The following is a 22,147-nucleotide window of genomic DNA, read 5'->3' as shown; positions in this document are numbered from 1 at the left end:
CGGAGATGGGTGTCGAGGCCGGGGGTCAGACGTGGTGGCAGGCGACGAAGTGGTTCGCATCCACCTCCCGCAGCTGCGGCTCCTCGGCCGCGCAGCGATCGGTGGCGAGTGGGCATCGCGTCCGGAATCGGCAGCCCGACGGCGGATTCAACGGCGACGGCAGGTCGCCCTCGATCTGCTCGGTATCCCTCGGGTCACCACGCTGCCGTTCGGTGTCGGGGATCGACGCCAGCAATAGGCGCGAATACGGGTGCCGCGCCGCGTTCTCCAGGTTCGACGAGGGCGAGACCTCGCAGACTTTGCCCAGGTACATCACCATCACTCGGTCGCTGACGTTTTTCACGACCGCCATATTGTGCGCGATGAAGATCATCGTCAGCTCGAACTCGGTTTTCGTCTGTTCGAGCAGGTTGAGAATCTGCGCCTGCACCGATACGTCGAGGCTGGACACCGGTTCGTCGCAGATGAGCACCTTGGGCTCGAGCATCATCGCGCGGGCGATGCACACGCGCTGGCACTGACCGCCCGACAGCTCACCGGGCAGCCGGTCCCACACCACGTCCGGGTCCAGCCCGACCGCCCGCAGCAGTTGCCGGCCGAGGTCGTCGAGCCGTTCCTTGTTGTGCTTCCCCCACATCCGGGCACCCTCGGTCACCAGATGCTTGACCTTGCGGCGCGGGTTCAGCGACGAGATCGGGTCCTGCATGATCATCTGCATCTTCGCCCGAATCGATCGCAGCGCAGACGGACTCAGGGCCGTCAGCTCGACGCCTTCGATCTGCACTTTGCCCGACTTCGGGGCAGGCAACTGCAGGACAGCGCGCCCGACGGTGGACTTGCCGCAGCCGGACTCGCCGACGATGCCGAGAGTCTCGCCCGCAAGCAGGTCGAAGCTGATGCCGGACACCGCGTGCACCGTCTGACCGCGACCCGCCGGGAACTCCACGGTCAAGTTCTCGACGGACAGCACAGGCATGTCCCCGCCGCGCAGATGCGCAATTCCACTACCGGCCATCAGATGCTCTCTCCACTTCCAGCTCACGCTCGTGGGCGCCCCCCGTGCGCAGCACTCCGAGATCGGCGACACCGCCATCGTCGAACGGAAAATGACAGGCCACCTCGTGCGGGTCGCGGGCATCGCCTGCGTCGGGGGCAGCGGTGAGGGACGGCGCCATCTCCTGACACTCGGACTGTGCGTACTGGCAGCGCGACGCGAACGAGCACCCCTCCGGCGGTTTCGTCATGTCCGGCAGCCCCCCCTCGATGGATTCGAGGGGCGCGTGCGGTTCCTGTTCGAGCCGTGGCACCGCCGCCAGCAGTGCCCGCGTGTACGGGTGCTTCGGGTTGGTGAACAGCTGCCGGGTCGGCGCTGTCTCGACGATCCGCCCGGCATACATCACGGCCACCCGATCCGTCTGTCCCGCAACGACGCCCAGATCGTGACTGACGAGGATCCCCGCCATGCCCATCTCGGTGCGCAGGGAGTCGAGCAGCTCCAGTATCTGTTTCTGGACGGTGACGTCCAGCGCGGTCGTCGGCTCGTCCGCGATGGTCAGCTTGGGATCGCACGCCAATGCCATCGCGATGACCACACGCTGGCGCATGCCGCCGGACAATTCGTGCGGATACTGGTCGATCCGCCGCGCCGGTTCGGGTATGCGGACCTTGCGCAGCAGTTCGATCGCGCGTTCACGCGCCTGGGCCTTGTCCAGGCCGAGGTGGGCGCGCAAGGATTCCGTGATGTGCGTCCCGATCCGCTTGAACGGGTTGAGCGCCGACATCGGATCCTGGAACACCATCGCGATATCGTTGCCCCACAGCTGCTGCTGCTGTTTCCGGGTCAACGCCTGCATATCGTGACCCATGAAGCGCACCTGGCCGGTGACGGTGGTGCTGCCGCCATGCGATACCAAACCCATGATGGTCTGCCCCAGAACGGATTTGCCGGATCCTGATTCGCCGACCAGGCCGAGGGTCTCGCCGGCGTCGAGTTGGAGGGAGACCCCGTCGACGGCGCGGAGCTGACCCCGCTTCGTGCGGAACCTCGTGGACACCCCGTCCACGGTCAGGAGTGGTTCGTCGCTGGTCACAGTTTCACCTCGCGGGTTCCGCCGGTGCGCTTCTGCGCCTTCTCACCGACCATGTTGAACGAGAAGACCGTCAGGAACAGGAACACACCGGGCACCAGCACGATGTACGGGTGCTTCTCGAAAACCGTGCCTTGTCCCTCCGAGATCATGTTCCCCCACGTCGGGGTCGGCGGCGCGATGCCGAGCCCGAGAAAGCTCAGCGACGCCTCCGCGACGATCATCACCGAAATCATCACCATGCCGAGCGACGCGAGCGGCAGCGCGACGTTGGGCGCGATCTCCCGCACCATCACCCGCCACCTGGTGGCGCCCATAGCCCGTGCCGCCAGGACGAACTCGCGTTGCGAAAGCACCAGCGTGTTGGCTCGAGCGATACGCAGCATGCTCGGAATCGCGAGGATCGCCAGTGCGAAGGAGATGTTCCGCAAGTTCGGCTCGAGTACCGAGGCGAGCGCGATCAACAGGATCAGCGCCGGAATCGCGAGCAGCGAGTTCGTCAGGATGCCTACGATCCGGTCGATTCTGCCCCCGAAGTAGCCGGCGATGATACCGATCGCACCGCCCACGATCATGCCGATCAGCACGGCCGCCACCGCGACGATGAGCGAAGACCTCGCACCATAGATCGATCGCGCGAGCATGTCGAGACCGAAGTTGTTGGTACCCAATGGATGTTCCGAGAGCAGGTTCGGCGCGGCATAGCTGTCCGCCCCGAGTGTCTTGGTGGTGTCCTCGTGCTCGGCCAGCGGCAGCAGCGGGGCCAGCAGGGCCGCGGCGATCAACACCGTCAGCCACGCGCAGGACAGGATGAATGTCAGGTCGAAGTCGGAGCCGATACGAGCCAGCCCCAGCCGCCGCACACCCATGTAGAGCGCGACCAGGCCGATGAGGAAGAAGACGATTCGTGCCCCCATGACCAGCAAGGGCGCCAGGCCGACGCCGACGCCCACCAGGCCGACGACGGTGAGGATCGCGCCGATCCGGTACAGGTTACGGCGTTCGGCAAGAGCCGACGCGTTCGCCTGTTTCTCCGCGCTCGCATCGTCGAGGACGCGGCCGGTGACAGTCGGCATCTCGACGTCGGCCGTCGCCCCGGAAGTGGTCAGCTCAGACATGGGCTCGCCGGCTCCTTGGGTCGAGGTATCCGTAGGAGAGATCGATGACGCTGTTGGCCACGACGTAGATGACGGCGATGACCAGGACCGCGCCCTGCACCATCGGCATATCGCCCTGCTGAGCCGAGCGGACGATCAGTGAACCCATACCGGGCAACGAGAAGAGAGTCTCGACGATGACGGTGCTGCCGATCATCGACCCGATCGCGATGCCGAGCATCGTGATCAGGGAGAACGATGACGGGCGCAGCGCATCGCTGAACAGCAGTCTGGTGTTCGACATACCCTTCGCCTTGGCGACGAGGATGAAGTTCTCCTTCAGCGTCGTCACCAGGTCGCTCCGCAGGATCCGGGTGAACATCGCCATCTCGAGCAAGCTGATGGCGATCGCCGGCAGGATCGCATGATAGAGGTTCTGCCCCAGCCCCTCGGAGACCCGCACCCACTGCGAGCGCGGGAACCACCCGAGATAGTTGACCATCACCATGATCAGCAGCAGACCGGACAGGAAGCTGGGAACCGACAGCACACCGAAGGTGCCGGCGCTGATCGCGCGATCGATCCAACCGCCCTGGTGGCGCGCCGAATACATGGCCAGCGGCACCGCAACGGCCAGCGCGATCACCAGGCCCATGACCGCCAGCTGCACGCTCACCGGCAGGGCTGCACCGATGCTGTCGATCACCGGTCCCTGCGGCGGCACCATCGACTGGCCGAGGTCACCGTGTAGGGCACCCGACAGCCAGTCCCAGTACCGCGTCAAGAAGGGATCGTCGAGCCCCATCTCCGCACGGGCCTGCGCGTATTCCTCCGGTGTGCGCCCTTCGCCCAACATCGCGACAGACGGATCGCCCGGAATGAACGATACGAGGGCGAACGTGCCGAGACTGACGATGAAGAGCACGACGATCAGCTCGACTACCTTGTCGATCACTGTTCTGGTCATCGTCGCACCGTCTCCTTCCTGAGATCCGGTCGGGCATCGCTGCCCGAGGCCGACTGAACGGGGTGCTACGACGAGTGATTCGGGGCTATCCACGCATCGCCGAACAGCATGATGCCGTCGGCACTCGGAGTGACACCACTCACACTCTCACTCCATGGGACGAAGTACTTCCCGGAGCCGACCACCACCATCGGGGCGGTCTCGTTCACCAGCGACTGGATGTCTTCGACGACGCCGAGCCGGGCCTCATCCGTCGGTGCGGTCTGCAACCGGAGCAGCAGATCGTCCATGTCCGGGTTCGCGTAGCCGAGAACATTCGACGTGGAGGCGCTGCTGAGGTTGCCGTACATGCGGATGAACGGCGACTCGTCCAGAACGTTGAACCCGGCGTATCCGATGTCGTAGTCGTGCTGGACGTACATTCGCTTCACGAGGTCGTTGATGCTGTTGGCGTAGACGATATCGACGGTGAATCCGACGGCCTCGAGCATCGACTGGAATGCCAGGGCGGATTGCTGCGCCCCGGGATCGTTCAGCCCGGCGTAGGTGAGTCTGCCGTCGTACCCGTCCGCTTCGGCCTCTGCGAGATAGCGTTTGGCGGCCTCGGGGTCGTAGCCCGAACCCGCCACGTCGCCGTGCCACCGCGACCAATCGGCGAACATATCGCTGCCGGGCCTACCGTAGCCGCCCTCGACCCGCTCATCGAAGACGTTCGGATCGAACGCCGTGACGATCGCCTTCCGCACCCGCTCGTCGGACGCGGCCCTGCCCACGCGCTGGTTGATGTTGCCGACACCGCCCATGCTGACGGTATAGACGTATCCGCGGTTCCCGGCGGCGAGCGCATTGTGGACGACCTCGGCGTTGCGGAGGTATGCGGCCTGGACGTCGCCGCTGTGCAGGGCATCCAGCTTCGGCTGCTCCCCGACGATAGCGGGGAACCGCAACCTGTCCAGATACGGCTTGCCGCCCCAGTAACCCGGGTTCGCGGCGAGCACGAGCTCGTCCTGCGACGCGAAGCTCTCCACAGTGAAGGGTCCGGCGCCGATCGGCGTGAACGTGCCGGACGCCATCGACGACGGCGCCACGACCATGCCCGGACCGGTGGTCAACAGGATCGGGAACTCGTTCCACGGCCGCTGCAGCGTGAACACCACCGTCGACGGGTCCGGTGAGACGACGTCGGCGACCGACATGTTCCACACCTGACTGTGGGTGCCCTTCTTCGCCAGGTAGTGGTCGATACTCCATTGCACCGCCGCCGCGCTGACGGGGGTGCCGTCGCTGAACTCGGCGCCGTCGCGCAGCTTCAGGGTCCAGACGGTGTTGTCCCCGTTCGGTGTCAGCGACTGCGCCAGCTGCGGCCGGTACTCCTTCGTCACCGGGTCGTAGCGAATCAACAAGTCGTAGATGGCGGCCATCTCGCTGCCACCGGTCGCGCCGCCGTCCTGGCGGTCCGCCGGATCGAGACTGCTCACCGCGTTGTACGTCGCGAAGGACAGAGTGCCGCCGGGGGTCGGCTCGCCGCCCGCGGACTGCTCACCTACCAGCCCGGTGGTGACCTCCGACGCATCGGTCGCGGTGGTGGGTCCGCCGGCACACCCGGCCAAGAGAAGCGCCGCAGCGGTGAACGCCGTGAGCAGTCGTGCGGTACGGGCGAGTTGAGTAGTTGTCATCGCATTCCCTCGTTGTCGTCGGGTGAGGTCGGCAAGGGGTCGTCGCCTGCGGAGAACACCACCCGGCCGCCGACAACGGTCGCCAGGACGGTGATGTCCTTGATCCTGGACGGCTGCACCGTCAGCGGATCCGCGTCGAGGACGACGAAGTCGGCCAACAAGCCGGGGGCGATCACGCCCACCTCGCCGGCCTCGTCGCCGAGTCGTGCGGCCGACGAGGTGTACCCGGAGAGCGCCGCTTCCGCGCCGATACGCTCGCCGGGCCCGAGGACATCACCACTTCGGGTGATGCGGTTGACCGCGGTGTGGATGGTGAACAGCGGATCGACCGGGGTCACCGGGCTGTCGCAATGCAGCGCGTACGGCACCCCGGCTTCGACGATCGAGGCGAGGGGGCTGATCCGGCTGCCTCGCTCGGGACCGAGGAACCGGTCCCGGTGACGGTCACCCCAGTAGTAGACGTGGTTGACGAACACCGAGGCGCTGACACCGAGATCACGCATCCTGGCGACCTGGTCGTCTCGCAGGGTCTGCACATGTTCCAGGCGGTGTCGCAGATTTCCCGGCAGGACAGCGCCACTCGAGGCGGCGACCGCCTTCTCGATCGCGTCCAGGGCAAGATCGATCGCACGGTCACCGTTGGTGTGGATCGCGACCTGCCGGCCGGCGGCGTGGCAGCGGGCCACCATCTCGTCCAGATCTGCTGACGGAATGGCCATCTCGCCGCAGTGGCAGTCACCGAGATCGTGATAGGGCTCGGTGAGCGCACCGGTGTGCAGCTGGATAGACCCGTCCGAGATCAGCTTGACCCCGCCGATCGTCAGGTGGCTGCCCGCGCGCCTGCCCGCCTCGGGTGCGACCGTGAATCCGTCGACAGCGCCGAACCCCTCGTACAGGCGACCGCGGAGGATCAAATCGCCCGAGGCGAGCAGGCGCCGGTACGAGTCGACCATAGCGGGCGCGACGAACATGTCGTGGAAGCTCGTCACGCCGACCGCGGCCATCCGCTGTAGCGCCGACCGCAACGCATCGTCGAGCGCTGGTCCCGAGGGAATCGACTCCTCCGGCGGCACCACGAGACGCATCGCGGGAATCTCACGGAACTCGCCGGTCGGGTCACCCGAGAAATCCCGGACGATGACACCGCCCTCGGGGGCCTCGGTCTCGCGCCCGATTCCCCTGCTCCGAAGGACGAAAGAGTTGACGTAGACGCCGTGACCGGAGAGGTGCCGGACGACCACCGCCCGGTCGTTCGAGACACGGTCCAGGTCCGCCACCGTCAGTCCCCGATCGTCCGCTACCAGGGTGTCGTCGAACCCGGTGGCCACCAGAGGTTGTGCCGGCCCCGTCACGGTGGCGCGGTCGGACAGTGCCGCAACCAGCGAGTCTATGTCCGGGCAGGCATCGACGCCGGCGTCGACCGACGTGGCGTTCATCCCCGACATATGGGGGTGCACGTGGGTTTCGATGAACCCGGGGACCACGGTGCGACCCCGAAGGTCCACCTCCACCGATCCCGGTGCTGCCTGCTCCCGCACCACGGCGTCCGAGCCGACCGCGACGAATCGCCCGGCCGAGACCGCGAAGGCGGTGGCGTCGCGCACACCCGACATCGTGCGTACGCGACCTCCCACGTAGATGCGGTCACCGCGGGCGTCGCGCAAGGTCGCGCCGAACTCCGATTCATCCTCGGACACTTGACTTTCCTGTCTGAGTTGCGAATCAACCATCAGAACAGGTTGACCGACAATCTAATTGACGCTGATCGATCGTGTAGCCCTAGCCGGCAGCGGCATGGCCACCGATCGTGGTGACGATGCGGTAGCGATCCACCGGAAGGGTGTGCACACCGACGGCCTCGAGGCCGCCCTCGGAGTGGAAGTGCCGATGGGTGACAACAAGTGCGGCGGAACTCTTTTCCGCTTGCAATTCGTGCGCAACCTCGGCGGAGAGCACAGTCGCACCGACTTCTTGCTCGATGCGCTGCCGGATGAGATTGGCAATGTCGAAGTCCCCGGCCAGCATCATGCGCCGATGCGGAAGGTCTGCTCGCAGATACAGTTCACTCCAGCAAATCGGCACGGACTCGGCGCAGCGAACCACCCGGGGACCCTCGATGCGGAACCATCGGGACCCAGCGGAGACGCCGATCCGATCGGACAATTTCGTTTCTGCCACAATCTCGCTCGTACTCGGTTTGGGCATTTTGGTACGTCGAACGAAGGCGAGCAGGCCCACTCGACTCGTGACGAACACCTCGTGCCCGTCCATCCGGGGTGGCGAAGCAACGGTGGTTCCCGCTCCGCGGCGCCTGGTGATCAGACCCGCGTCCTCGAGGTGCCGCAGCGCCTGGCGCACCGTGCCCCGCGCGAGCGAGTGGGTCTCACACAACTCGAGTTCGGTCGGCAGTCTGTCTCCGACTCCGAACTCGCCGGATTGGATTCGCTCGATCAGCTCTTGTGCGAGCAGCACGTGCTGCGGATCGGTCACCCGCCGGATTCCGGCCGGGCCTGCACGAACATCGCGAATTCAGTGACTGCACGGTGCATCGAAAACTCTTCCACTCGACCTCGAGTGCGTCCGTCGCACGGAATCCCGAGCCGGGATCACCATAACTACCGGGGCACTTTGTCTATACAAAATACTTCCCACCAAGTTAGGCCCCCGCCTCGGTTTCCACAGGGTTTTCGGCGAATTCATACCAATCTGCCGGGCTACCTGCACCCCTCCCCCGCACGCGGTCGGCTACCACACGAACAGGCTGGGAGAGTGTGGATTCCATCCACCGGGCAATTCCTTGTGCACCCCGTATCCAGCCGCTACAGTGCATCCGCACCGGACCCGTCCCGCACAGCAGTCGGGGCCTTGGTGGTGCCTCGTGGCCTGTTATATCGCCCCGCCGCATCTCGAATTCGCCGCCGCTCGAGCGGACGCGTCAACCCGGCCGAACCGGCCAGGTACGTGTTGTCCGGCAGCTTGGAGGAACAGACATGAACAAGCACCCGAGAAGACCCGGCCGAACGCTGGTTATCGCGCTCGCCGCTGCACTTGCGCTCGCCGGTTGCGCAAGCGCCGAGAGTTCCCGGGACAGCGGCAGCACCGCGGCACCGGCGGCCTCCGGCATTCTGGGCGACCAGGACGGCGGGACCCCCGTACCGGGCGGGACGGTGAGCTTCGCAACCTACGCACCGGTCGTCAGCCTGGACCCGACCCGGACCCAGCCGGCGGCGGCGACCGGTGGCACGGAGATGTCCGCGGTGTACGACGTCCTCATGCGCTACGACTTCGAGTCGGAGAGCTTCGAACCCCAGCTCGCGCAGTCACTGAAGGAGAGCCCTGACCAACTGAGCTGGACGCTGCGGCTGCGTGACGGGGTGACGTTCAGTGACGGCACACCGCTCGACGCCGACGCGGTCGTCGCCAGCATCGAGCGCTACAACCAGCGCCGCGGCGCCAACTCACAGCTGTACCAGCACATGGTGCAGAGCACGGTGGCGCAGGGCCCGTCCACGGTGGTAATCACCCTGAAGCGGCCGTGGCGGACCTTCCCCGTGATGCTTTCCTACGGGCACGGCATGATCGTCGCTCCCAGCTCCCAACAGGGCGACCGATTCACCCCGATCGGCGCCGGCCCGTTCACCGTCGTGAAGCTCGCCCCGCAGCAGGAGCTGGAGCTGAAGGCCCGCCCCGACTACTGGAACGGCGCCCCGCACCTGGACGGCCTGAAGTTCGTCGCGATCGCCGGTGAGCAGCCCAAGATCGACGCGCTCGCGAACGGCGGCATCGATATGGCGTACCTGCGCAATGCGGAGACGGTGAACGCCGCGAAGGAGGCCTTCCCCGGCTTCATCGACACCACGAGCCTGTCGATGGTCGGCCAGCTCAACAGCGCGCCCGGCCGCCCTGGGGCGGACCCGCGGGTGCGGCAGGCGATCGCCCTGGCGATCGATACCGACGTCATCAACCAGCGGGTGCGCGGCGGCGAGGGCATCACCGGTACCGACATGTTCCAGTCCTGGTCCATATGGCACGGTGACGTCGCCGGCACCGGCCCCGACACCACCAGGGCCAAGGCGCTGCTCGACGAGGCGAAGGCCGATGGGTACAACGGCAAGCTCACCTACGTCGGCGTGAACGACCCGGACGCGCAGAACCTGGCGCTCGCGGTCCAGGCGCAGCTGAACGCCATCGGTTTCGACGTGGCGCTCGAGTACACCAGCAGCATCACCGACATGGTCCAGCGGCTGTACGTCGATCGCGACTTCGATATGAGCTACGGCGCCTACAGCATCTCCGACGTCGCACCGGAGCTGCGCCTGTTCAGTTCCCTGCACAGCACCTCGACGAACAATATCCTCGGCTACAAGTCCCCGGAGATGGACGGGTTGCTCGACAAGGTACTCACCGCACCGGACGACACCGCGAAGCGGAAGGCCATCACGGATATGCAGTCCCTGGTGAACACCGACCAGCCCTTCCTCGCATGGGGCGCCGGCGAGGCGTACACGGCGTGGTCGCCGAATCTCTTCGGCATCAACCCGACGGTCGACGGAATTCTGCTGTTCGACAAGGCATTCAAGAAGAGGTGACCAATCGGCGGGCATACCCGTCCGGTGTGGCAGGCCATTCCCGCGGAGAGGCAGCCGACGGGGTGGGCCCGTTCGAACGATCGCACGTGTGTCCACCCCGTAGTCGGCTCAGGAAAGGAGGCGGTTCGGGGGTGGGCAGCGGAGACAGTTGTTATAACGACAGTATGTATACTTCCGTTCATGGCCCCGCTTACCGGCCCGCCGCTGTACACCCAGATCGAGAACGCACTCGCAACGCGCCTCGGCGTCGACTTGTATCCCGGTGATCGCCTGCCCACCGAAGACGAGCTGATCGAGCAGTTCGGCGTCAGCCGGATCACGGTGCGCCGGGCGATCCAGAACCTCGTGTCCCGTCAGTTGGTGGTCACGAAGCAGGGACGCGGAACCTATGTCGCAACGCCGAAGATCAGCCAGCCACTCACGGCGTTGACCGGTTTCGTCGAGGATATGACGCGTCAGGGGCTCCGAACCCGCGCGCGGGTCCTCGTCGTCGAGGAGCGGCCGGCGTCACCCGAAGTGCGGACGGCGTTGGACCTTGCACTGGGTGCGACGGTCACCCGCATAGACCGGGTTCGCTTGGCGGCAGGCGTCCCGATCTCCTTCGACCGCACCTACCTCCCCTCGGACCTCGGGCGGCTGGTCGCGCAGGACGACCTCGAAAACGAGCCGATCTTCGCGCTGCTGGAGAATCGACACGGCACACCGCTGGTCGAGGCGGCGTACGCGCTTCAGGCGAGCACCGCGGACAAGGAAGTCGCCCAGGTGCTCGACATCCCCGAGGGCAGTGCAGTGTTCAGGATCGAGCGCACCTCGTACACCACCGGAAACCGGCCGGTGGACTACGAAGTACTGCACTATCGCGGTGACGCGATCACGTTCACCACACGCCTGCCGCGCGCCGCTGCCGCCTCCGAGGGCGAGCAGTGACGCCCGGCCAGTTCACGATCCTTCTTGTGGGAGCCCTGGCCGCGGGCGGGTTGGGCAGCGCCCTGGGCATGGCGGGGGGCATCTTCGTCGTGCCGATGCTGACCTTGTACGCCCATGTACCGTTCCCGGCCGCGGTCGCAGTCGGACTCGTCTCGGTAATCGCCTGCTCCTGCGCCGGCGCGCCACGCTTCCTGGAAGCAGGATTGACCAACCTACGGCTCGCGGTCGTGCTGGAATCGGCCACGGCCCTCGGCGCCGTGGCCGGTATCCTCATGATCGGGATGGTCCCGGAAAGTGTCCTGTACGGGATCTTTGCCGTCGTCTTACTGCTGTCGGCCGTGCAGATGTTCACCGGCCGACGAGCCAGATCGCCGGCAGGCGTATCGAGCGGTCAGCTGTCATTGGATGCCGCCTACACCGACCATGACGGATCGGTCGTGGACTACGGGGTATCACGCCTGCCGCTCGGGATGACGTTCATGTTCGGTGCCGGCACACTCTCGGCCCTACTGGGCATCGGGAGCGGAGTGCTGAAAATCCCGGCAATGGATGCGGCCATGCGGCTCCCGATCAAGGTGTCGTCCGCGACGGCCAACCTCATGATCGGCGTCACCGCCTGCGGCGCCGCGGCTGCCTATCTCGTCTCCGGCACGCTCGACCTCACCCTCGCGGCGCCGGTCGTGCTGGGCTCGATCGCCGGGTCGATTCTGGGTGCGCGCATCCTGGTGCGTGTTGCCGGCCCGGGGCTGCGCCTCGTGTTCACGGTGGTACTGCTGGTCGCAGCTGTGCCCATGGCGCTCAACGCCTTCGGAGCGAGCTGGGCGGTGTCGTCATGAGCGTCACCGCAGCTCCGGATCGCGATGCAGCTCTTGCCGAGCGGCTCGCCACCCTCATGCGCGTGGGAACCGCCTCGACCACAGGGCTACTCGTCGTCGGTGTCGTCCTCCGCGCCGCCGGCGCACATCAGCCGTCCACGATCGCCCTCGTCGCAGGATGCGGCCTCCTCGTGCTGCTACCACTTGTCCGTCTGGTCGTCATGCTCGGGGAGTTTGCCCGGCAGGCGGACAGACGGTTCGTCGCATTGACGGCCGCCGTGATCGGCCTGGTGATCATCGGTGGGGCGATAGGCCTGTACCTGTAGCCCGGCGACAGCAGTCCGAAGCACCGGGGTTCATGCCGGCGCAGTCTCCGCTGTTCCGCTGACTCGCCGGCGTCAATCGATAACAGCCGTGGAGAATACCGGCGGGTCCCCGAGAAACGGCCGGTGTGACGGCGGGTGCTGTCCCCGAGTGTCCTCGACGCCGAGTTCCTGCGCGATTTCGGCGCCGATCAGGACCTGGCCGGTGCGGTTCATCAACTCCGGGTCGCGTGCGAGGGCGTCGATGACGCGGCAGGTGAATTCCGGCGATTCGGCGGTCGCGGCGAGCCCGTCGTAGGCGCCGGGGTTCGCGGCGAATGCGGCGAGTGTGCGTTCGGTCGCGAGCAAACCCATCCAGATCGAGACAACCGCCACGTTCCACGGACGGAAGTCGACGGCCATATCGTGCGCCATCTTGTCCACCGCTGCCTTCCCCGCGCCGTAGGCGGGTCCGTGCATGTAGCAGGTGCCGCCGAACGAGGAAGTGTTCACGACCAGTCCCCCGCCGTTGGCCACCAGCAACGGTGCACCGTAGTAGCTGGTGACGTAGCTCGAGCGCATCCCGACGCCCAGCAGGTCGAGCAGCGACAGCGGCTTCTCCCAGAACGGCCCCTTCGCGGTCAGGCCATCGGGCACTGCGAGGGCGTTGTTGACCAGGATGTCGAGGCGGCCGTGCTCCTCGCGCACACCGGCGAAGAAGCCCTCGACCTGGGCATCGTCTCGGTGATCGAGCACTACGGGCACGCCTCGGCCACCGCGCCGGGTGATTTCTTCGGCGGTCGCGAACACGGTGCCCGGAAGCGAGGCATCCCCTTCCTTCTGTGTCCGCCCGGTGACGTACACCGTCGCCCCGGTTTCGCCCAGGGCCAGAGCGATTCCTTTACCCGCCCCACGACTGGCACCGGTAACCACCACGATTCGTTCCGAACCCACCCTCGGCTCCTTCCATTTCCCGACACGTCGTCCCACTACTGAACCGGATCGTCCCGAAGCCCCCCATCAGTTCTCCCGGTAGCCGGGAAAGTCAATGGCTCGACGGCAAGGCACCGCGGTGATCCCGGACCGTCGATCCCGCCGCGCCCCGGCCCGAATGGGGCGCCTGATCGCCCGGTTCCCGCTGACCGGGCAAGCAATCGCGCGCACGGGTCCAGTGATTCTAGTGTGACCGCCACCACTCCGTTACCCGTTGCCGAGCACAGGAGAACTGGATGAGCACCCGCGTATCCGTCACCCCCATCGACGCCGCCGATATCGCGCACTACGACCACGAAACCGATGTTCTGGTAGTCGGTTACGGCTGCGCCGGCGCCTCGGCCGCACTGGAAGCCGAGGCGGCGGGAGCACAGGTGATCCTGCTGGAACGGCAGAGCGGTGGCGGCGGATCCTCCGCGCTGTCGGGCGGCGAAATGTATCTCGGCGGCGGCACCCCGATCCAGCGGGCGTGCGGATTCGACGATACCGCCGAGGAAATGGCGAAGTTCCTGCTCGCCGCGCTCGGGCCCGACGCCGATCAGCAGAAGGTGGGGCTCTACAGCCGCGAAAGCCTCGCGCACTATCAGTGGCTGGTCGGCCACGGGGTGCCGTTCAAGCCGTCACTGTGGGATTCACCGACCTGGGTGCCGCCCACCGATGACGGGCTGATGTGGATGGGCGAGAACGCCTACCCGTTCGCCGAGATCGCCGAACCGGCGCCGCGTGGGCATCGGGTCACTTCCGACGGTTTCGGCGGCAAAGTGCTCATGGCGGTGCTGACCGAGGCCGTCGCCGCCACCGATATCCAGGTCCATACCGACACTGCTGCCCTCCGGCTGATCGTCGAAGGTAAGCGGGTGGTCGGCGTCGTGGCGCGGCATTTCGGCGAGACAGTAACCTACCGGGCACATCGCGGCATCGTCCTGACCACCGGCGGTTTCGCCGACAACGCCGAAATGCTCGCCCAGCACGCGCCGCAACTCGTCGGGCTGGGCGTCAACAGTGACGGTGGCGACGACGGACGCGGCATCGTTATCGCGCAGGCGGCCGGCGCGGCGGTCAGGCATATGTCCGCGGGCCAGGTCGGAATCTCGCTGGTGCCGGGGATGATGGTGCGCGGCATGATCGTGAACGAGGTCGGGCAGCGGTTCATCAACGAGGACGTCTATCCCGGCCTGGTCGGTCAGGCGGCGCTGTTCAAACACAATCTGCGGGTGTGGGTGATTCTCGACGAGCAGGCCTACGAGGAGGTGCCCGTCGACGAACGCTGGGGCGTACAACCGCATTTCGTCGCCGAGACCCTCGAGGAGCTCGAGCGCGAGATCGGGATGCCGGGCGGTGCGCTGCAGAACACTGTCGGCGAATACAACCGCCATGCGGAGCGCGGCGAGGACCCCTACTTCCACAAATCGGCACGCTGGCTGCGGCCGCTGCGTTCGCCGTTCGCCGCGATCGATGTGCGCCGCGGGATGGCTCCGCCGGAATACGGCGACGGCGGGACCGCAGGCGGCGGCGCCGAGGTGTTCACCATCGGCGGCCTGCACACCGGCGTGGACGGACATGTCCTCGATCTCGACAGCGAGCCCATCGCGGGGCTTTTCGCAGCCGGTCGCGCCACGTCGGGACTGCATTCGTGGGGATACATCAGCGGCACCTCGCTCGGCGACGGTACTTTCTTCGGTCGCCGCGCCGGCGCCGCCGCCGCGACCGGTCAGCGGCACGGCAGGCCGTCGAGTGACCGTTGATTACCCCTGCTTGCGTGCCTGCGCGACCAGTCCGCCCCCGATGATCAGGCGCTGGATCTCGCTGGTGCCCTCGTAGAGGCGGAGCAGTCGCACATCCCGGTAGATACGTTCGACAGCGACTCCGCGCAGGTAACCGCTGCCGCCGTGAATCTGGACCGCCAGGTCGGCGACCCGGCCGGCCATTTCGGTGCAGAAGAGTTTGGCCACCGACGGCGCGATGCGGCGATCGGTGTTGTCCACCCATGCCCGCGCGGCCTCGCGGACCAGGGCGCGACCGGCCATCACACCGGACTGCTGGTCGGCGATCATCGCCTGGACCAGCTGGAACTCGCCGATGGGTTGACCACCCTGGGTCGCCACCGCTGCGTAGGCGACGGATTCATCGAGTGCCCGCTGGGCCTGCCCGACGGCGAGTGCCGCTATCTGCACCCGCCCGCGAGCGAGGGAGGTCATCGCCGCCCGATAGCCGACGTCCTCGTTACCGCCCACGAGCGAGGAGGCCGGTACACCTACGTTGTCGAAGTGGACGTCGGCGGTCCAGGCGCCCTCCTGCCCCATCTTGCGATCCTTCGGACCGACAGTGACGCCCTCGGTGGTGGCCGGCACCAGGAAGACGGCGATGCCTGTGCCGTGCTCGTCGGCAGGGCGGGTGCGGGCGAAGACCAGGAACAGGTCGGCGAGCGGGGCATTGGTGATGAACCGCTTCTCGCCCTGGATCACCCAGCCGTCGTCGACCCGGGTGGCCTTGGTGCGTAGGCCGGCGGGGTTGGATCCGGCGCCGGGTTCGGTGAGCGCGAACGAGGCGACGACCTCGCCCGAGGCGATCCGCTCGAGCCAGCGCTGCTTCTGTTCGTCCGTACCGAACCACACCAGCACCTGGCCGGCGATGCCGTTGTTGGTGCCGAACATCGAGCGCAGTGCCAGGCTCGTGTATCCGAGCTCCATCGCCAGCTCGACATCCTGTACGAGGTTCAGGCCCAGACCTCCCCATTGCTGCGGGATGGCGTACCCGAACAGCCCCATTTCCCTGGCGGCAGTTCGAATATCGTCCGGGATGGTGTCGTTCTCGGAAATCTCTTCTTCCCGTGGAACCACCCTGGTGCGAACGAAATCCGAGACCTGCGCGAGGACGGTGGCGAAAACATCGTCGCCGACGTCCGGTTCGGTGGTGTGCATATTGTTACTTTCGTCGCGCGATTATGATCGGTCCAATACTTGATTGGCATTTCTGTAATACCGGAATACTAAAAAGGCTCGATTCTGCCGTCCGAGCCGTCCTGAATCTCGTTCTTTCCCTAGACAACTCACCTGCTCGCGGCCACGAGTAGTGCGGAGCCCCGCGGGTAGCCACCCAGGTTGGTGCGAGTCGGCTCATGTCTTCGGGCCACCGGCAACATAGAGGACTTGTCCGGACACGAAACCGGCGGCCTCACCGGTGAAGAACGAGACGGCGTGCGCTATGTCCCCGGGAGTGCCGGTGCGCGCGACCGGGATCTCGGCCGCCCGCGCCTTTGTGAACTCCTCGAACGGTACGCCGATCCGCTCGGCGGTCGCGGCGGTCATATCGGTCTCGATGAAGCCGGGAGCGACGGCGTTGGCGGTGACCCCGAACTTGCCCAGTTCCAGTGCGAGCGTTTTGGTGAAGCCCTGCAGGCCGGCTTTTGCGGCGGCGTAGTTTGCCTGCCCCCGCTTACCCAACGCGGAGGTACTGGACACGTTGACGATCCGGCCCCAGCCGGTATCGATCATGAAGGCCTGGGTCGCGCGGGTCATGAGGAACGATCCGCGCAGGTGCACGTCCATGACCGTGTCCCAGTCCTCGGTCGTCATCTTGAACAGCAGATTGTCGCGAATGATTCCGGCGTTGTTGACCAGTACGGTGGGTGCGCCGAGCTGCTCGGCCACACGCTGCACAGCGACCTGTACCCCGGCCTCATCGCAGACATCGGCACCGACGGCGAGAGCCCGGCCGCCGCCGGCCTCGATATTCTCGACGACCGGCCGGCAGCGGGACTCGTCGAGATCGAGGACAGCGACCGCGAATCCGTCGGCGGCGAGCCGCTCGGCAACGGCGGCGCCGATCCCACGGGCCGCGCCGGTGACGATCGCACAGCGGGAGGTGGTCATGACATATCTCCTGTTCGCACCGGTGGAAGCCCGGCAATCACCGGACGGCGAGCGGGTTGATGGGTGAACCCACACCGCGGGTGAATTTCAGCGGTGCCCCGGTGTAGAAGAACTCGTAGGTCCCGTCAGCGGCACAGGCGGACGACAGTTGCTCGAGGTCGAGCATTTCGGCGAGGGTCATCCCCATATCCCGGATCAGCACCATATGCAGTTCGAGGAGAGCGCCGGGGTTTTCACCGGGCATCACCTCGACTCCCCAGTTGTCCGAGCCCACGACCGCGACGTCGCGCTCGCGCAGCCATGAGGCGCAGGCGAGCCCGAGTCCCGGCTCGCCGGCCATGAATTCGGCCGGGTTCTGGTCGGCGAGAAATTTGGCTCGCCAGCCGGTTCGGATCAGCACGATATCGCCCGGGCCCACTGCGACGTTCTGGGCGGTCGCAACAGCATCGAGTTCTTCCGGCCCGATTACTGTGCCGGCGTCGAGCCAGTCCACCCCGCGGGCCCGTGCGACGTCGAGTAATACTCCTCGTCCGGCGATGCCCTTGGCTTGAGTGTGAATCCCGCATTTATCGGCGCCCTTGATGGTCACTCCGGAACTGGGGTGGCCGTTGTAGAGCTGCTCGTCGTAGTACACATGAGCGAGTGAGTCGTATTGTGAGCCGGCCTGCAGCGGCATGAATATGTAGTCGTCGGCATACTTGAAACCACCGGGAAATACCTGCTCTTGGCCGTTCTCCGACATCAGCCGGATGGGGTTGATGCGGTAGCCGCCCGGCTGCGGGCCGTCACCGTCGAGCGGTATGCCCAGATCGAAGACCTCGCCGGTGCGGACGAGGCCGGCAGCGGCGACGATACGTTCTGGAGTGATCAGGTTGGTGGTGCCGCGCTCATCGGCGGCGCCCCATCGCCCCCAGTTCCGCACCTTGCGGCCGATCTCGCGCATATCGGGAACCATTGCAGTCATCAGGGACTCCTTACACCTACTGAAATCAGGATTTACTGCCGAGTCGGAGGGCTTGTTTCGCGATCAGATTCCGCATGACTTCGGAGGTTCCGCCGCCGATTGTTTCCAGGATCGCCTGCCGCCACATGAATTCGACGTCGCTACCGCGAACCAATGCCTCCGCGGCGCCGAATTCCATGGCGGCGCGGGCGATATCCTGGCACAGCAGCGTCCCGGCGAGCTTGTGGTAGGCCGCGGCAACCGCGGACGGTTCCCCACTGGTGATCTCGCCGAGAAGCGCGAGAGATAGCGCCTCGACCTCTCGGACCTTGACCGCGAGTAACGAAAGCCGCTGCCGGACCATCGGATCCGCGTCCAGACCGGTCTCGGTCACCCAGTCGATGAGGTCTTCGAGGTCTCGTCGCACCCGTTTGGGCGGGAACTGTACATGCCGTTCGACCGCGAGTGCCGATCCGACCACCTGCCAGCCCTCGTTTTCCGCACCGACCCGGTTCTCGACGGGCACTTCGACACCGTCGAACCGGACTTCGTTCAGCCGCCCGCCCTCGAGGGTAGGGATCGGGGAGATCGCGATACCCGGGGAGGTCAGCGGCACGATGAACACGCTGAGCCCGCGTGAGCGGGAGCCGGGTTCCCCGGTGCGCGCGAGCAGCCAGATGTTGTCGGCCCAGTGCGCGTTGGAGGTCCAGCACTTTGCCCCGTCGATGCGATAGACCTCGCCGTGCCGGGTAGCCCGCGTGCGCACTGCGGCGAGGTCGGATCCCGCGTCGGGCTCGGAGTAGCCGAGGCAGAAGTTCAGGGTGCCGGCTCGTAGTGCGGGCAGATAGCGGTCCTGCTGTTCGGCCGAGCCGTGGGACATCAGCGCCTTGGCCACCAGGCCCGGCCCCATCGGTGGCCGCGCGGCCCGCGCGTAGGCCATCTCGTCCCACAGGATGAACTCGTAGGTCGGCGGTAGCCCCGCGCCGCCGAACTGCGTCGGCCACGACAGCGATAACCAGCCCCGCGCTCCGAGCTCTCGGTAGAGCACTTTCACCGACTGCCAGGCGTCGGCGGTGCGGTGGAAATACCCCTGTGTCCCCCGGAACCGGTCGAGCAGGTGGAGTACCTCGCGGCGGAACTCCTCTTCCGCCGGCGAGAAGCCGAAATCCATCTCAGGCCTCCGGGCGCTGGGCCGTCGTCCAGCGTGGTTCGCGACGTTCACTGAACGCACGCGGACCTTCTTTGGAGTCGGGGTGTGCCCAATGCAGCCGCAGCAACGCCCATCCGTACTCGCACGCCTGCGTGTACCCCATCTCGAGGGAGTTCCAGATCGCCTGTTGGGACAGCGACACGGCAGCGGGTGAGTTCTTCACGATGCTGCTCGCTATTTCCTCGGCCGTTTCCATCACCTTGTCCGGAGCGACCAATTCGTCGACCAGCCCCAGCTGATAGGCGCGGTCGGCGGGCAATCGGTAGTCCCGGCCCATCAGGGTCATCCGGAGCGCGGTTCCCAGTGGTAGGCGTTTGGCCAGGCCGATGTTCTCCATCGCACCGACCAGACCGACATTGACGTGGGTGTCCATGAACGCGGCCGTATCGGCCGCGACCACGATATCGGCGTCGACGACGAAATGCAGGCCTGCACCGGCGACCAACCCGTTGGCCGCGCAGATCACCGGTTTCCATACCCGGTTCTGGCGCGGGGACCAATAGACCTCGTCGGTGAGGGGCCCGGTTCCGGTGCTCATACCGCCGCGCGAAGCGACCACGTCGACGTCGGCGCCGGTGCTGAAGTGCCGTTCACCGGCCCCGGTGACGATGGCCGCACGGATCCACGGATCGTCGCGGACCTCGCCCCAGATCTCCTTCATCATCGGCATCATCGTTCCCGTCAGGGAATTCCCCTTGTGTGGGCGGTTGAGAGTGATGTAAGCGATGTGTTCACGCTTTTCGAACAGCACCTCCGGTCCGGTGGCCGGTGCGTGCTCGTCCTGCTGGGTCATTGCTCTGCCCTCTCTGCGGAAAATGCGGCCAGGACCTGCTGTCCGAGTTCCGACTGCACGCCGGTCGACAGCGTCATCTGCCGGATACGTTGTGTGATGTGGCCGATCGGGCCTTCGACCGAGTAGCCGATGGCGCCGAGCGTTTGATGAGCGGCGAACGCGGCGTTCATCGCGGCCTGCGATGCGGACAGCCGCGCCGCCGCGGCCAGACCCGCGCCGCCGGCGGTGTGTGATTCGCCGGCGGCGCGGGCGGCGAGGATGGACAGTTTCTCCGCGGCCTCCAGCTCGAGGCTCGCGTCGACCAGCGGGTGCGCGACGGCCTGGAAAGAACCGATGGTCCGGCCGAATTGTTCGCGGGTGCTGGCGTGTTCGACAGCAGTGTCGAGTACCCGGCGCCCGGCGCCGACCGCATATCCGGCCAGTGCGAGATGGAACAGCTCGGCGGCCGCCGGGACGCGTTCGAGTGGCTGCTCCCGCTCGACCGAGATCCGAGCCCAGGGTTCGTTGCCCAGTGTCTGCACCGGTTCGACGGCTCCGACGCGTCGCACCAGCCATGCCTTGTCACCGGTCCACTCGATCGATACCTCCGCGATTGCTGCCCAGGGCATGAGCGGCGGAGTGCCGAGCGACACCAGTTCGGTCCCCGTGACGACCCCGGCCGCGCGGTCCTCGGGCAGGGCGTGGGCGGCGAAGAAGGTGGCGGCCACGGGCCCCGGTGCCGCCGCCCGTCCGAGCTCGAGACCGGCGGCGACGATATCGCCGGGTCCGCCTGCCTCCGCGGGCATCGCCATGGCGAAGATCCCCAGTTCGGCCAGGCCCGTCCAGAATTTCAGAGGGAACCGGGCGCCGGTGGCGCGTTGTACGTCCTCGGTGCATTTGGCGTGGCAGTACGCGCGCACCGCCTCGGCAAGCGCATGCTCGTCTCGGGTGAACGCGGCCGGCCGATTCACGACACGCCCTCGCCCCAGCGCGCGGCGACCACCGCGCGCCGATGGCGGCGTAGACCGCCGAGTTCGGTGCGCAGTGCCTGTAGCCGGAGCGTGTAGAGGTGCAGATCGTGCTCCCGGGTGAGTCCGATTGCCCCCAGGATCTGGTGCGTTTCCCGCGTCACTGTGGGCAGGGCGGCCATCGTATGCGCTGCCGCGGTGGCCGAGGCCTCTCCGGGCGCACCGTGGAAGGCCGCCTCATAGGTGAGCCACCGGGCTCCCTCGATGAGAATTGTCAGCTCTGCCATGCGGTGCTGCAGCGCCTGGAAGGATCCGATCGCCCGCCCGAAGGTCCGCCGGTCTTCGGCGTACCGGACGGCGATTTCCAGCGCTTTCTGCATCATTCCGACCGCCTCGGCGGACACCCCGAGACGCCACCAATTGATCATGGTCGCGGCCGTTCCCGGGGCCAGGTCTTCGCCGGCGCCGGACGCGACCCGTCCCAGCGAGTACCCGTACGCCGACGGCAGGGCAGCCGCGGCGGACGGCGCCGGGCGCGTCAGCGTGCACCGATCCGCGCCGGCGGTCAGCACCGTGGCCGCTTCGGCGGCAAATCGGAGGGGCCGGGTATCGCCGTCGAGCACCAGGGCTACCGGGCCTTCGAGTGCGTCGATCCCCAGCGCGGGCAGCACCAGCAGGTGCGCGGTGGCCGCGACAGTGCCGAGGTGCGCGCCGATCCGCTCCACGGCGAGGGTGGCGCCGAGCGGCCCGATACTTTCCTCGGTGAACGAATCGAAGAATCCGCTGCGCCGTAACTCCCGTTCGAGGACGTGGTCATACTCTTGCCCAGCGGCCGCCGTCCGGCACCGTTCCACTCCGGCGAATCGAGCGAGAAGGGTGTCGAGCGCGTCCACCACGGGCCGCTGTGTATCGGAGAGTTCGAAATCCAT

20 protein-coding genes and 1 pseudogene are annotated in these 22,147 nt (G+C 66.5%); 5 read left to right on the top strand and 16 right to left on the bottom strand.

Features of this window, described 5'->3' with window-relative positions:
- Positions 1 to 25: 25 nt before the first annotated feature.
- The 8 genes and pseudogenes from ACFWPH_RS21155 to ACFWPH_RS21120 form a co-directional block, all read right to left on the bottom strand.
- A complete protein-coding gene (locus tag ACFWPH_RS21155) occupies positions 26 to 1,015 on the bottom strand; it encodes an ABC transporter ATP-binding protein (RefSeq protein ID WP_378753558.1) in 990 nt (329 codons plus the stop codon).
- Positions 1,005 to 2,090 (bottom strand): ABC transporter ATP-binding protein, encoded by a 1,086-nt coding sequence (locus ACFWPH_RS21150; protein ID WP_378753470.1) that lies wholly within the window; start codon positions 2,088 to 2,090, stop codon positions 1,005 to 1,007. The genes ACFWPH_RS21155 and ACFWPH_RS21150 overlap by 11 nt, the downstream gene beginning before the upstream one ends.
- Positions 2,087 to 3,205 carry an ABC transporter permease gene (locus tag ACFWPH_RS21145; protein WP_378753468.1) on the bottom strand — a complete coding sequence of 373 codons (1,119 nt, stop codon included), beginning with the start codon at positions 3,203 to 3,205 and terminating at the stop codon, positions 2,087 to 2,089. The genes ACFWPH_RS21150 and ACFWPH_RS21145 overlap by 4 nt, the downstream gene beginning before the upstream one ends.
- A complete protein-coding gene (locus ACFWPH_RS21140) occupies positions 3,198 to 4,151 on the bottom strand; it encodes an ABC transporter permease (RefSeq protein WP_378753466.1) in 954 nt (317 codons plus the stop codon). Before ACFWPH_RS21140 ends, ACFWPH_RS21145 begins: the two co-directional genes overlap by 8 nt.
- Before the next feature lie 65 nt (positions 4,152 to 4,216).
- Positions 4,217 to 5,827 (bottom strand): ABC transporter substrate-binding protein, encoded by a 1,611-nt coding sequence (locus ACFWPH_RS21135; RefSeq protein ID WP_378753464.1) that lies wholly within the window; start codon positions 5,825 to 5,827, stop codon positions 4,217 to 4,219.
- Complete coding sequence (locus tag ACFWPH_RS21130; protein WP_378753462.1) at positions 5,824 to 7,524, bottom strand: amidohydrolase; 1,701 nt, start codon at positions 7,522 to 7,524, stop codon at positions 5,824 to 5,826. Before ACFWPH_RS21130 ends, ACFWPH_RS21135 begins: the two co-directional genes overlap by 4 nt.
- 82 nt (positions 7,525 to 7,606) lie before the next feature.
- Positions 7,607 to 8,098 carry a UTRA domain-containing protein gene (locus ACFWPH_RS21125; RefSeq protein WP_378753556.1) on the bottom strand — a complete coding sequence of 164 codons (492 nt, stop codon included), beginning with the start codon at positions 8,096 to 8,098 and terminating at the stop codon, positions 7,607 to 7,609.
- Positions 8,099 to 8,125: 27 nt separating this feature from the next.
- Positions 8,126 to 8,299, bottom strand: a pseudogene (locus tag ACFWPH_RS21120) (GntR family transcriptional regulator); the annotation flags it as partial.
- A gap of 518 nt (positions 8,300 to 8,817) precedes the next feature.
- Here ACFWPH_RS21120 and ACFWPH_RS21115 point away from each other — a divergent pair.
- The 4 genes from ACFWPH_RS21115 (at position 8,818) to ACFWPH_RS21100 (ending at position 12,484) form a co-directional block, all read left to right on the top strand.
- The gene (locus ACFWPH_RS21115) at positions 8,818 to 10,416 is read left to right on the top strand and encodes an ABC transporter substrate-binding protein (RefSeq protein WP_378753460.1); all 1,599 of its coding nucleotides are present in this window, start codon (positions 8,818 to 8,820) and stop codon (positions 10,414 to 10,416) included.
- A 180-nt stretch (positions 10,417 to 10,596) separates the two neighbouring features.
- Complete coding sequence (locus ACFWPH_RS21110) at positions 10,597 to 11,343, top strand: GntR family transcriptional regulator (protein WP_378753458.1); 747 nt, start codon at positions 10,597 to 10,599, stop codon at positions 11,341 to 11,343.
- A gap of 26 nt (positions 11,344 to 11,369) precedes the next feature.
- Positions 11,370 to 12,179 carry a sulfite exporter TauE/SafE family protein gene (locus ACFWPH_RS21105; RefSeq protein WP_378753456.1) on the top strand — a complete coding sequence of 270 codons (810 nt, stop codon included), beginning with the start codon at positions 11,370 to 11,372 and terminating at the stop codon, positions 12,177 to 12,179.
- Positions 12,176 to 12,484: a hypothetical protein gene (locus tag ACFWPH_RS21100; protein WP_378753454.1), complete on the top strand. Its 309-nt coding sequence runs from the start codon at positions 12,176 to 12,178 to the stop codon at positions 12,482 to 12,484. Before ACFWPH_RS21105 ends, ACFWPH_RS21100 begins: the two co-directional genes overlap by 4 nt.
- A gap of 72 nt (positions 12,485 to 12,556) precedes the next feature.
- Here ACFWPH_RS21100 and ACFWPH_RS21095 read toward each other — a convergent pair whose 3' ends face one another.
- Entirely contained in the window at positions 12,557 to 13,414 is an 858-nt protein-coding gene (locus tag ACFWPH_RS21095) for an SDR family NAD(P)-dependent oxidoreductase (protein WP_378753452.1), read from the bottom strand.
- A 275-nt stretch (positions 13,415 to 13,689) separates the two neighbouring features.
- On the opposite strand from ACFWPH_RS21095, the gene ACFWPH_RS21090 reads away from it, so the two are divergent.
- Complete coding sequence (locus tag ACFWPH_RS21090; protein ID WP_378753450.1) at positions 13,690 to 15,198, top strand: FAD-dependent oxidoreductase; 1,509 nt, start codon at positions 13,690 to 13,692, stop codon at positions 15,196 to 15,198.
- On the opposite strand, the gene ACFWPH_RS21085 is transcribed toward ACFWPH_RS21090, so the two are convergent.
- From ACFWPH_RS21085 to ACFWPH_RS21055, 7 genes are all read right to left on the bottom strand, one after another.
- Positions 15,199 to 16,374 (bottom strand): acyl-CoA dehydrogenase family protein, encoded by a 1,176-nt coding sequence (locus tag ACFWPH_RS21085; protein ID WP_378753448.1) that lies wholly within the window; start codon positions 16,372 to 16,374, stop codon positions 15,199 to 15,201.
- Between the two features lie 195 nt (positions 16,375 to 16,569).
- Complete coding sequence (gene fabG, locus ACFWPH_RS21080; RefSeq protein ID WP_378753446.1) at positions 16,570 to 17,325, bottom strand: 3-oxoacyl-ACP reductase FabG; 756 nt, start codon at positions 17,323 to 17,325, stop codon at positions 16,570 to 16,572.
- 37 nt (positions 17,326 to 17,362) lie between these two features.
- Positions 17,363 to 18,289 carry a cyclase family protein gene (locus ACFWPH_RS21075; RefSeq protein WP_378753444.1) on the bottom strand — a complete coding sequence of 309 codons (927 nt, stop codon included), beginning with the start codon at positions 18,287 to 18,289 and terminating at the stop codon, positions 17,363 to 17,365.
- Positions 18,290 to 18,314: 25 nt separating this feature from the next.
- Entirely contained in the window at positions 18,315 to 19,439 is a 1,125-nt protein-coding gene (locus tag ACFWPH_RS21070) for an acyl-CoA dehydrogenase family protein (protein WP_378753442.1), read from the bottom strand.
- Position 19,440: 1 nt separating this feature from the next.
- On the bottom strand, positions 19,441 to 20,271 hold the full coding sequence (locus tag ACFWPH_RS21065) for an enoyl-CoA hydratase/isomerase family protein (RefSeq protein ID WP_378753440.1): 831 nt from the start codon (positions 20,269 to 20,271) through the stop codon (positions 19,441 to 19,443).
- Positions 20,268 to 21,221, bottom strand: a complete 954-nt coding sequence (locus ACFWPH_RS21060; RefSeq protein WP_378753438.1) for an acyl-CoA dehydrogenase family protein — start codon at positions 21,219 to 21,221, stop codon at positions 20,268 to 20,270. The genes ACFWPH_RS21065 and ACFWPH_RS21060 overlap by 4 nt, the downstream gene beginning before the upstream one ends.
- Positions 21,218 to 22,147 carry an acyl-CoA dehydrogenase family protein gene (locus tag ACFWPH_RS21055; RefSeq protein ID WP_378753436.1) on the bottom strand — a complete coding sequence of 310 codons (930 nt, stop codon included), beginning with the start codon at positions 22,145 to 22,147 and terminating at the stop codon, positions 21,218 to 21,220. Before ACFWPH_RS21055 ends, ACFWPH_RS21060 begins: the two co-directional genes overlap by 4 nt.

The organism is Nocardia sp. NPDC058499 (assembly GCF_042719915.1).
GTDB lineage: Bacteria > Actinomycetota > Actinomycetes > Mycobacteriales > Mycobacteriaceae > Nocardia.
The sequence above is the reverse complement of the archived record's forward strand: the minus strand, read 5'-3'. Positions and strand labels throughout refer to the sequence as shown.